General features: G+C 40.0%; 10 protein-coding genes and 1 pseudogene. 4 read left to right on the top strand and 7 right to left on the bottom strand.

Annotated elements, in window-relative coordinates; translation table 11 throughout:
• A pseudogene (locus tag CDZ78_RS15205) lies at window positions 1–1,122 on the bottom strand (hydantoinase/oxoprolinase family protein); the annotation flags it as partial.
• Window positions 1,123–1,450: 328 nt separating this feature from the next.
• Here CDZ78_RS15205 and CDZ78_RS15200 point away from each other — a divergent pair.
• The 4 genes from CDZ78_RS15200 to CDZ78_RS15190 are packed head-to-tail and all read left to right on the top strand — an operon-like array spanning window position 1,451 to window position 6,985.
• The gene (locus tag CDZ78_RS15200; RefSeq protein ID WP_087870766.1) at window positions 1,451–4,279 is read left to right on the top strand and encodes a 2-oxoglutarate dehydrogenase E1 component; all 2,829 of its coding nucleotides are present in this window, start codon (window positions 1,451–1,453) and stop codon (window positions 4,277–4,279) included.
• 12 nt (window positions 4,280–4,291) lie between these two features.
• Window positions 4,292–5,518: a 2-oxoglutarate dehydrogenase complex dihydrolipoyllysine-residue succinyltransferase gene (odhB, locus tag CDZ78_RS15195; RefSeq protein ID WP_087870765.1), complete on the top strand. Its 1,227-nt coding sequence runs from the start codon at window positions 4,292–4,294 to the stop codon at window positions 5,516–5,518.
• A gap of 14 nt (window positions 5,519–5,532) precedes the next feature.
• Window positions 5,533–5,685 carry an FAD-dependent oxidoreductase gene (locus tag CDZ78_RS24110; protein WP_307190507.1) on the top strand — a complete coding sequence of 51 codons (153 nt, stop codon included), beginning with the start codon at window positions 5,533–5,535 and terminating at the stop codon, window positions 5,683–5,685.
• Window positions 5,639–6,985, top strand: a complete 1,347-nt coding sequence (locus tag CDZ78_RS15190) for an FAD-dependent oxidoreductase (protein WP_307190506.1) — start codon at window positions 5,639–5,641, stop codon at window positions 6,983–6,985. Before CDZ78_RS24110 ends, CDZ78_RS15190 begins: the two co-directional genes overlap by 47 nt.
• A gap of 144 nt (window positions 6,986–7,129) precedes the next feature.
• On the opposite strand, the gene CDZ78_RS15185 is transcribed toward CDZ78_RS15190, so the two are convergent.
• From CDZ78_RS15185 to CDZ78_RS15160, 6 genes are all read right to left on the bottom strand, one after another.
• A complete protein-coding gene (locus tag CDZ78_RS15185; protein WP_087870764.1) occupies window positions 7,130–7,594 on the bottom strand; it encodes a YehS family protein in 465 nt (154 codons plus the stop codon).
• Window positions 7,595–7,989: 395 nt separating this feature from the next.
• On the bottom strand, window positions 7,990–8,226 hold the full coding sequence (locus tag CDZ78_RS15180; protein WP_244559268.1) for a SlyX family protein: 237 nt from the start codon (window positions 8,224–8,226) through the stop codon (window positions 7,990–7,992).
• Complete coding sequence (gene ppnP, locus CDZ78_RS15175) at window positions 8,208–8,522, bottom strand: pyrimidine/purine nucleoside phosphorylase (RefSeq protein ID WP_087870762.1); 315 nt, start codon at window positions 8,520–8,522, stop codon at window positions 8,208–8,210. The genes CDZ78_RS15180 and ppnP overlap by 19 nt, the downstream gene beginning before the upstream one ends.
• Before the next feature lie 129 nt (window positions 8,523–8,651).
• Window positions 8,652–9,443, bottom strand: coding sequence for a nucleoside triphosphate pyrophosphohydrolase (mazG, locus tag CDZ78_RS15170; protein ID WP_087870761.1), 792 nt, complete (start codon window positions 9,441–9,443; stop codon window positions 8,652–8,654).
• 123 nt (window positions 9,444–9,566) lie between these two features.
• Window positions 9,567–10,664 (bottom strand): AI-2E family transporter, encoded by a 1,098-nt coding sequence (locus tag CDZ78_RS15165; protein WP_087870760.1) that lies wholly within the window; start codon window positions 10,662–10,664, stop codon window positions 9,567–9,569.
• A 22-nt stretch (window positions 10,665–10,686) separates the two neighbouring features.
• On the bottom strand, window positions 10,687–11,040 hold the full coding sequence (locus tag CDZ78_RS15160) for a 6-pyruvoyl trahydropterin synthase family protein (protein WP_087870759.1): 354 nt from the start codon (window positions 11,038–11,040) through the stop codon (window positions 10,687–10,689).
• Window positions 11,041–11,205 lie beyond the last annotated feature (165 nt).

The raw sequence follows: 11,205 nt of genomic DNA, 5'->3' as shown, positions 1-11,205 counted from the left end.
TATTAAATTAGCATCAGTAACCGTTAAGGGGCCACCACGTCTATAACTCGCCGGACCTGGATTTGCACCTGCCGAATCTGGCCCAACACGATAACGCATGCCATCAAAAAATAAAACTGACCCACCTCCTGCAGCTACCGTATGAATATTCATCATCGGCACACGCATTCTTACTCCAGCAACTTCTGTTTCAAAACTACGTTCTAATTCACCGGCATAATGAGCGACATCTGTTGAGGTGCCACCCATATCGAAAGCGATGATTTTATTAAAACCTGCCTGTTCAGCCGTAGCAATTGCACCAACGATACCTCCAGCAGGTCCGGATAAAATACTATCTTTACCTTGAAAACTATTGGCATCTGTTAATCCGCCATTGGATTGCATGAACATCAACTGGGTTTGCTGGCTAGCTTGCTGTGAATATTGTTGCAAGCCTTGGCTCACCCGTTCAACATAGCGTCTTAATAAGGGCGATAGATATGCATCTACGACCGTGGTATCACCACGGCTAACGATTTTTATAAACGGGCTGACCTGGTGCGAAACAGAAATCTGGGTAAATCCTATTTACTTAGCCAGACTGGCTAATTGCAGTTCATGTTCCGGGTATTTCCATGCATGCATTAAGACAATGGCGACAGATCGAAATCCTTGCTGAAACAATGCTTGTAATGCTGGCTCTACCTGATGTTTGTTTAGCGGAGTTAAAACTTCCCCTAATACATTTAAGCGCTCTTCAACTTCAATAACTTGCTGATAAAGTAGTTCAGGTAACTGAATATTCAAGGCAAAAATATCCGGGCGCTTCTGATAAGCAATGCGTAAACAATCTTTAAACCCTTGCGTAATCAATAAAACCGTTGGCTCACCTTTGCGCTCTAATAAGGCATTAGTACCTACAGTGGTACCCATTTTTAATACTGAAATATCGTTTGTTAGTCCATTATCTAAATGCAGCAGTTCTTTTATACCCTGCAAGGCCGCATCCTGATATTGTTCAGGATTTTCAGAGAGTAACTTACGACTGATTAATTCACCACCAGGTTTGCGGGCAATAATATCAGTAAATGTGCCGCCACGATCTATCCAGAATTGCCATTCTTTGTTGGGGCTGTTCATTAGTATTAGATGCTAGAGTTAATTAATCTGAAAAAACATTTTTTTGCGACTGCCATATACTAGGTCAGTCATTAGGCGATGACCACGTTATCATTTAATTGATGCGGGCGTAACTTTAGGCTGTTTATTATGCCATGGTAGCGGGCTAAAGCCACGCTCTACAGGCTACTCGTCAGTAACTATCTTTTTTTAAACGCTATTACCGGCTAATAAAACTTCCGGGAATGGAATTTTAATTCACTTAGCCTTTCACCAAGCCTGAATTTCTTGGTAATATACAGGCTACAGCCGAAGATACCGCAACTTGTACGATAAACTGGATGTTTTAATGAGTGACTTGCTTAAATTTTTTCAAGATACCTCTGCTCTCTATGGAAGTAATGCACCTTATATAGAAGACTTATACGAACAATATCTGGAAGAACCTGATTCTATAGAACAATCATGGCATGAAAAATTCTCCCAATTACCTGAGAAACATAATAAACGTGATATTGCACACAGCCCAGTCGTAGAACGTTTTGCTCTTCTAGCTACCTCTACCCCCTCTCGTATCGCCGAGTTGCAGGGTTTTACTGAGGAAAGTGTCAAAAAACAATCTGCTGTTGCCCGCTTGATTAATCATTACCGCTCCCATGGTCATGAAATGGCGACTAATAACCCGCTAGGTAAAATTCACCGTAATGTTCCTGATCTAGATCCAAATTATTATGGTTTATCTGAACCCGATCTGGATACTTTGTTTGATACCGGAACCTTATACGGTGTAGATCGCCTACCATTAAAAGATATTATCACCACGCTTAAAGAAATTTATTGCGGTAATATTGGCACTGAATATATGCATATCTTTGATGCCGATATTAAACGCTGGATTAAAAATCGTCTGGAAGGCTCAAAACCAGGTAAAAATATTGATAATCAAAAGAGAGTCTGGTTATTGCAGCAATTAACGGCTGCTGAAGGCATAGAAAAATACTTACATCGAAATTTTGTCGGCCAGAAACGTTTTTCACTGGAAGGTGGTGAGTGCCTGATTCCTATTCTTGATGAGATAATTCAACGCTCAGGTAAATACGATACTAAAGAGCTGGTTATCGGTATGGCACACAGAGGCCGGTTAAATGTGCTTATTAATATATTAGGTAAAAGCCCGGCTCAACTTTTTAGCGAGTTTAAAGGCACTGCCAAATCTAATCGTGGTGTCATCAGTGGTGATGTCAAATACCATATGGGTTTCTCTTCAAATATGCAGACTGATGGTGGCATAGCCCATGTGACCATGGCGTTCAACCCGTCACATTTAGAAATTATCAACCCAGTTGTTGAAGGTTCTGTTAAAGCACGTCAGGACCGATATGGAAAAGGCAGTTACAATACCGTAATTCCTATTCTTATCCATGGAGATGCAGCCTTTGCCGGACAAGGCATTGTCATGGAAACCTTGAATATGGCACAAACCCGAGCATTTGCAACGGGCGGCACCATTCATATCGTGATTAATAATCAGATAGGTTTCACGACGAGTGATCCTTTTGATGCCAGGTCTACTCTGTATTGCACAGATGTTGCCAATATGATTCAGGCACCTGTGTTTCATGTTAATGGGGATGACCCTGAAGCGGTATTGTTTGTTACTCAGATGGCTCTGGATTACCGTACCACTTTTAATAAAGATGTAGTTATCGATCTGATCTGCTATCGTCGCCGTGGCCATAATGAGGCTGATGAACCTTCCACAACACAGCCAATGATGTACAAAAAAATCAATGCATTAGCTACGACTTGTACATTATATGCTACTGAATTAATTAAAAAGCAGGTTTTAACAGAAGAACAATTTCAACAAATGGAGCAATCCTACAGTGACTTACTCGATGCTGGTAAGCCTGTTTCACGACCTATGATCGACTCCAGTTATTCTTATTCTAAACTTTGGGATAAATATGTTGATCAGCATTGGGAGACTCCCTCTGACACTCGAGTTCCATTAGAACGAATTCGATTTTGCAATAACCAGTCACAACGCTTACCCCCCGGATTTGAAGTGCACCCACGAGTTTCTAAAATCATGGAAAATCGGCGTAAAATGGCTGCTGGAGCCATGCCAATAGATTGGGGCTTTGCTGAAAACATGGCTTATGCCACCCTGCTTATGGATCAATTTAATGTGCGTTTGGTCGGTCAGGATGTGGGTCGTGGTACATTTTTCCATCGGCATATTATTTTACATAATCAAATTAATGGTGAATCCTATATTCCAGTTAAGCATCTGGATATAGAGCAAGGCCGCGCGCAAATCTTTGACTCGATCCTCTCTGAGGCTGGTGTTTTAGGTTTTGAATATGGCTACAGCTCGACAGTTCCTGAGACTTTAGCTATATGGGAAGCGCAGTTTGGTGACTTTGCCAATGGCGCCCAGGTATTAATCGATCAATTTATTAGTTCTGGTGAAAGTAAATGGGGCCGTTTATCGGGTTTGGTTATGCTCTTGCCTCATGGGTTAGAAGGTCAAGGCCCAGAACATTCATCTGCCCGACTAGAGCGTTATCTACAACTATGTGCAGACCAGAATATGCAAGTGTGTATTCCCTCTACTCCTGCACAGATATTTCACTTATTGCGCCGACAAGTCATACGTACCTACCGTAAACCACTGATAGTTATGTCGCCAAAAAGTTTATTACGTCATAAAGCGGCCGTATCGACACTGGAAGACCTGGTTGATGGACATTTTCAAAATATTATTCCCGAAACCGATAACACAATAGATGCAAAAAAAGTCACTCGTTTAGTGCTTTGTTCAGGTAAAGTCTACTATGATTTACTAGAAGCACGTACGCATAATAACCCTGATAATGTTGCTATTATCAGGATCGAACAACTATACCCTTTTCCAATTCAGGACTATACCGAAGAATTTAAAAAATACCCGAATCTGGAAACTGTCGTCTGGTGTCAGGAAGAACCTCAAAATCAAGGGGCCTGGTATCAATCACGACATAATTTTGATATTTTCAAACCCGATCATCTGGATTTAATTTATTGTGGTCGCCCTGCTTCAGCATCACCGGCAGTCGGTAATTTAGCTAAACATTTAGAACAACAAAAAGAAGTGGTAGAAACGGCTTTATACGGCCAATCTGCTTCTGCATAGGAATTTAATACCATGAGCCTTGAAATACGTGTCCCTACTCTACCCGAATCTGTTGCAGATGCGACCCTAATCACCTGGCATAAACAAGTAGGTGATAGTATCGAGAAAGATGAAAATCTTGTTGATCTGGAAACTGATAAAGTGGTACTTGAAGTCCCCGCTCCTAAAGCAGGTATTCTTAGTGAAATTATTGTTCAGGATGGCAGCACTGTAGCAAGCGGAGATTTACTAGCTAAAATTAATACAGAACCTGGCTCACTGCCTAAAGCGCCTGTAGTAGTTGAAGACACCAGCATGCAAATGAGTCATGACATCCCCTTAAGTCCGGCCGTGCGGCGAATTATCTTTGAAAATGACCTTGACCCTGGCCTACTCACAGGAACCGGAAAAGGTGGGCGTATCACTAAAAGTGATGTACAGGATTATCTGGCACAACAATCTAGCGCAGCACCTGCTCCTGAAGTAAAAGTAGAACCGGCCCCAGAAAAAGCCCCTGTTATCATTAACAAGGCCATTCCAGCACCTAGCAGTAGCAGTGGAAGATCAGAGCAACGTGTGCCTATGACACGCTTGCGCGCAAAAGTTGCCGAGCGTTTATTACAGGCACAGCAAAATGCGGCCATGTTAACTACATTCAATGAAGTTAATATGCAAAGTGTTATTGATCTGCGTAAACAATATCAAGACCGATTTATTGCCAAGCACGGTGTTAAATTAGGTTTTATGTCTTTTTTTATTAAAGCCTCAATTGAAGCACTAAAACTCTTTCCAGCCATTAATGCTTCAATAGATGGTGAAGATATTATTTACCATGGTTATTATGATGTCGGTATCGCTGTTGCTTCCCCACGAGGATTGATTGTGCCGGTATTACGTGATGCCGATCAACTGGATTTTGCTGGTATAGAAAAAAATATTGTTGATTTTGGAGAAAAATCTAAAGCGGGCACACTCTCCTATGAAGAGCTTAATGGCGGTACTTTTACCATCACTAATGGGGGGATTTTTGGCTCTATGCTTTCCACTCCGATTCTTAACCCGCCGCAATGTGCAATATTAGGTATGCATGCCATTACTGAACGTCCTGTGGTTGAAAATGGTGAAATTGTTATACGGCCGGTTATGTATCTTGCTTTATCCTACGACCATCGCCTGGTTGATGGTCGCGATGCCGTACAATTTCTATATGCAATAAAAGAGGGACTGGAATCCCCCGCACATTTATTACTCAATATTTAAGCGAGGACCCTCTAATGTCACAACAAAAAAATGATTTCGATGTTATTGTTATAGGTGCAGGGCCTGCTGGGTATGTTGCAGCAACACGCGCCTCTCAACTAGGCCTAAAAACAGCGTGCATTGACAATTGGGACCCTGATAAATCTACTCCTTGTCTGGGTTGGTAACTACGTCAATGGCGGGTGTATTTCGGCAGTCGCGCTTTTAGAATCGGCAAAATTATTTAATATACTCAATCATGGTATCGCCGATCACGGTATTAGTGCAGACAATATTCAGGCAGACTTACCTAGAATGCTTGAACGTAAGGAATCAATTGTTAATGCATTAAACCAGCAAGTCAAAAAAATATTTGACGATAATAAGGTTAAATCTATACGCGCACATGCCCAGCTTATTAATCCAAACCGGGTTGAAATAACCCCTATTAATAATGCAGCAGGAGATAATTTACCTAGGGCTGTTACTGCTAATAAAATAATCCTTGCTGCTGGTTCTAGCTCTGTTGAACTAAGTTTTGCACCAATAGATAATAAATTTATCATTGATATTCAAACCACATTAAACTTACAAAGTACCCCTAAAACACTAGGCATTATCGCTGCCGGAGCAATCGGTATTGAACTTGCTGGCATCTGGAATAAATTAGGTACAAAAGTAGTCCTGCTTGAAGCTCAGAATTCATTTATGAATATGGCTGATCAGAAAATATCTGACGAAGCATTCAAACTATACTCACAACAAGGGCTAGATATCCGTTTAGGTGCGCGCGTCATTTCAACTAACATTGAGCAACAACAAGTCAGTGTGGAATACGAAGATAGCCAGGGACGACTCCAATGTTCATTTGATAAACTGGTCGTCGCTTCGGGCAGGAAACCCAACACAGAGTCACTTATAGCCGCTTCTGCTGATTTGTTACTGGATGAGGAAGGTTTTGTCCATGTTGATGAAAATTGCTGTACAACACTTCCGGGGGTTTATGCTATCGGAGACTTAACTTTATCAGGCCCCATGCTGGCACATAAGGGAATCGAAGAGGGAATTTTTGTTGCTGAACATATTGCCGGACAACAGTCCCCTATTAACTACCATACAATACCTAATGTCATTTATACTGATCCTGAAATAGCCTGGGTTGGCCAGACAGAACAGGATTTACTGGCCATAGGTGAAAATATTAAAACCAGTATTTTCCCATTTAGTGCTACCAGTCGATCGCAAATTATGGGCACCACCTCTGGAATGGTAAAAATGATTATGCAAGCTGATACAGAAATCATATTAGGAGTGCATATCATTGGAGCACTCGCCTCGGAATTAATTGCCGAAGCAGTATTAGCTATGGAATTTTCTGCTACAGCTGAGGATCTGGCACGTACAATACATGCTCACCCGACTATCTCTGAAGCATTACACGAAAGTGCCCTGGCATTAAATGGACGCTCATTGCATGTTTCTATTTGAAGTAATAACTCTAATTAAAATCGCTAAAGTTGACTTCAAACCAGAATAACTCCCCGAGGACATATAAACGAGAATGGCAGGATAATTCGACTTCGTAACTACAAGATACCTTCTAACTATATAATGAGGTCAGCTTGTCTGACCTTAATCACCCTTTCTATATTTGCGCTGCATTCCGCTTAGAAAATTACGCAAAATCTGATTTTTACATTCGCGATAATTTTTATGCGCTGGTTTACGAAAAAAAGCACTTAATTCATGTTTACTCAGACGAAAGTCTACAAGCGCCATTATCTGCATAATATCTTCATCTTTTAAATTTAAGGCAATTTTTAATTTTCTAAAAATAATATTATTAGTCAAAGATTTTTCTGGTTCAACTTGCGGGCCTGGTTTTTTACCACGTTTATCGTTTATCAGACCATTTAGAAAAATAGCCATTTCTGTATCACTACATTCCTGATAACCAGAATCATCATCCTTTTTTAACCAGGCGCTTACCTGCTCACGCGATACCTTATAATCTGCCAAGGCAAATACTTCAATCATGCGGTTATCATTAAAATCGAAGGTATAGCGAATACGACGCAAAACATCATTATTAGTCATAAGTAATTTAGGCTTTTAGGTAATTTGGCATTAGGGAAATGGAAAAATTAAATCATCCAAAATTAGACGACTAATTCAACGCGGAACAAGCTTTGTGTAGGGTATGCATCGCATACTTATAGGCTTTCAGGTAAATGATTTCCATACATTCTGGGCAGTCAGAAATGCTCGGAAGCGGGATCTTTAGTCCCGCATGCTTGGACGGGACTAAAGATCCCGCTTCCGAATAATATTGCTTGAAAATTTCAGAGCAACTATAGCAGCTCTGAAAGGTACGCGATGCGCACCCTACCGCAATATTTCCTGTTAAGTGGGTAGTCGAAATTATCCACAAAGATTATTGAATCTAGCTTATTAACGTTTAAAAATTGGACGGTTATTTATTTCCGTCTCCCTTAATAATGTGGAGGACGTTCATCAGCCGCTGATAATGGCGCGGCAGAATGTGCAGCGGTCTCAGATAAATCAAGTACCCGATTAATCAACTGCTGAGTGAGGCGTTCTAAATTATCGATCTGATTTTGTTGCTTACACACTACATCATTCAGTTGTGCGATAGTATCTTCCTGATAAGCTATTTTTGTTTCTATCGAAATGATACGTTGCTCTGTCATCACTTTAAATAAGAGCAACAGTAATCAGTAGGTGTTTTAATTTTGACCTGAAACTGTGCATTTGCGGGTACCTCAAATGACTCACCTGATTTAATTGTTTGCCATTGTTCTGATTCAGGCAATAACACATCCAGATCTCCAGCCATAATTTCCATAATTTCTTTAGCGGCAGTATTAAAAGTATATTCGCCAGGCAACATAAAACCCAATGTTTTTTCCGAACCATCAGCAAACTGAACGGTACGACTACTTACTTGTCCATCAAAATATATATTGGCTTTTTTAACAATAGTTACATTATTGAATGTTGTCATTTTCTAATTATCTCTCTCATTTTTTTATTCCAGGAAAGCTGTGGGTAAAGCTAAATTAATGTAAGTCCGATATGCAGGCTTTAGTTTAGCGGACTGAAGTCCGCTCTACAGATTTCTTTTGTTTTGACTTTAGGCTTTCTGCAGTGCTATTTTAGCTTCATTCCATAAGCTATCTAATTCTTCTAACTGGCATTTATTAACTTCACGCCCTGATTGTGCCACTTTTTCTTCTATATATTCAAAGCGCCGGGTAAATTTCCGGGTACTCTTTTTTAGTGCCTGTTCGGGGTCGACCTGCATATGTCGAGCAAGGTTTACAGCGACAAGTAATAAATCGCCAATCTCCTCTTCAATATGCTCTTGATCACCTGACTGCCAGGCCTCTTTAACTTCATCTAATTCTTCTAATACCTTAGCATAAACAGGCTCCACTTCAGGCCAGTCAAAGCCATGATTTGCCGCTCGATCCTGAATTTTTTTACACTGTACCAATGCAGGCAGATTTTTCGCTACCCCTGATAATATGGTATGGTTTTCAGCTTCTTTCGCTGCTCTTTCTGACGCCTTAAGTGCTTCCCAAGCTTGCTTTTGCTCTATTTCACTGCCATAAACAACATCAGAAAACACATGTGGGTGTCTACGCACTAATTTATCAGCAACACTCAGTGCTACTTGCTCAAAATCAAATAGCTCTTGTTCTTCTGCAAGTTGAGCATGGAATACTACCTGAAATAGCAAATCACCTAATTCAGCTTTTAGGTCCTGCATATCCTCACGTTCAATTGCATCAACAACTTCATAAGCCTCTTCCAGCGTGTAAGGTATAAGACTTTTAAAGTCCTGTTTTATATCCCATGAGCAACCAGTTTCCGGGTCTCTCAATTGCCTCATCACTTGCAGTAAGCGCTGTAGATTTTTCATAAAAATATGTTTTAGTTAAATTCAGTTAGCAATTGCAAGTAATAACGAGTTCAAAGCAAACTGATGTAGCGTAGAATAGAAAAGATTATTTCAAAAAAACGAAATACAGTCTGGCCTGGCTTGTTACATATCAAAAGTATGCATTTTATCATCCAGGCGCGGCCAGGCTGATGTAACTGCTTTAACCAATGTGGCTAAAGGAATAGCGAAAAAGACCCCCCAAAACCCCCATAGCCCACCAAAAAATAAAATAGCGACAATAATGGCAACAGGATGTAAATTGACTGCCTCAGAAAAAAGTAACGGGACTAATATAACCCCATCAATTGTCTGTATGATTGAATATGCGATAACAACATACATGAATTCATCACCACCAAATCCCCATTGAAAAAAGGCAACACCCAGCACCGGAAAAGTGACTAAAGTAGCGCCTACATAAGGAATAATAACTTGCAGTCCCATAAAGACAGAAAGCAACATGGCATAGTTAAGCCCTAAACCCGAAAAGGTCATATAACTTACAACGCTTAATAAAATAACCTCAACAAATTTACCGCGTATGTAATTACCCAGTTGCATATCAACTTCTGCCCAGACATTCATTGATAGCAGCCTATCTCTAGGCATAAATTTGCCAAACCAGCTTAATAGAATGGATTTATCTTTTAAGCAAAATAAAATTAAAACAGGTACCAGAATAAGGTAAACCAAAGCACTAATGATGCCCACAACCGATGAGGCAGAGAGACTTAATAAGTCCTGACCATAAATTATTGCTTCCTGTTGTATGGCGAACATTAATTCCTTTAACTTATCAGCAGATATAAATTGCGGATAGGCTTCAGGAAGCTTTAAAATTTCGGCCTGTGAACTCTTGATGATATCTGGGGTATGTTGCAATAGTTGCTTTAATTGCTGATACAGCATCGGCATTAAACCAAATAACACATAACTAAATACAGCCATAAACCCGGTAAACACAATTAATACTGCTGGTAGTCGTTTAAGCCTAATCTCTAGTTTTTTAACCAGCCCTTCTAATAGATAAGCTAAAACAATCGCAATAAAGACAGGCATCAAGACATTAGATAGCGATGTAATGAGAAAATAGCCACCGATCAATATGATAGCTAAGGCAACTGCCTGTGAGTTAGGCAAGATACGTTTTACACTGTCTTTTAAAAATTGCAGGTTGGAAAATTCGATATTACGCTGCATAGACTTATTATTCTTTTATATGTTAAGGGCGATACGTAGCATTGGTTTTCGGCGTTTCACTAACGCTCACTGATAGCACCTCTTGCCAAATACTTTTTGCATGCTCATAAAGGTATTTAGCAATACTTTCAGCCGTAGTTGGACCCGTTAATACATCATTCAAATGACGATGATCCAGAGTTTCATCAATCATATTTTTAAAAACAACAAGTTCATTGTAATCAACAACAAAACCTGTTTCATTTAATTCTTCAGCACCTAAAACCAGTTCTACAACATAATTGTGACCGTGCAAACGGCTACATGGGTGGGCTTCAGGTAAACCTTCAATAATATGGCTTGCACTAAAATTAAATTGTTTTGAAATCGTGTACACGCTTTGTTATTACCTTTCGTTCATGTAAGACGCTAAAAAACCGACACAAATTAAAACACCGGCTGTAAATTTTGACATTTTAACACGCTTTAACTTTTTACTTGTAAAGACTTATTGATCTGAAGTTTCCCAATAATTATTTATGGTAAAATTGAAACTATGCTA

The organism is Bathymodiolus platifrons methanotrophic gill symbiont (genome assembly GCF_002189065.1).
In the GTDB taxonomy this organism is placed as follows: Bacteria; Pseudomonadota; Gammaproteobacteria; order Methylococcales; family Methylomonadaceae; genus Methyloprofundus.
Note: the sequence above shows the minus strand (reverse complement) of the source record. Positions and strands in the feature narration are given on the sequence as shown.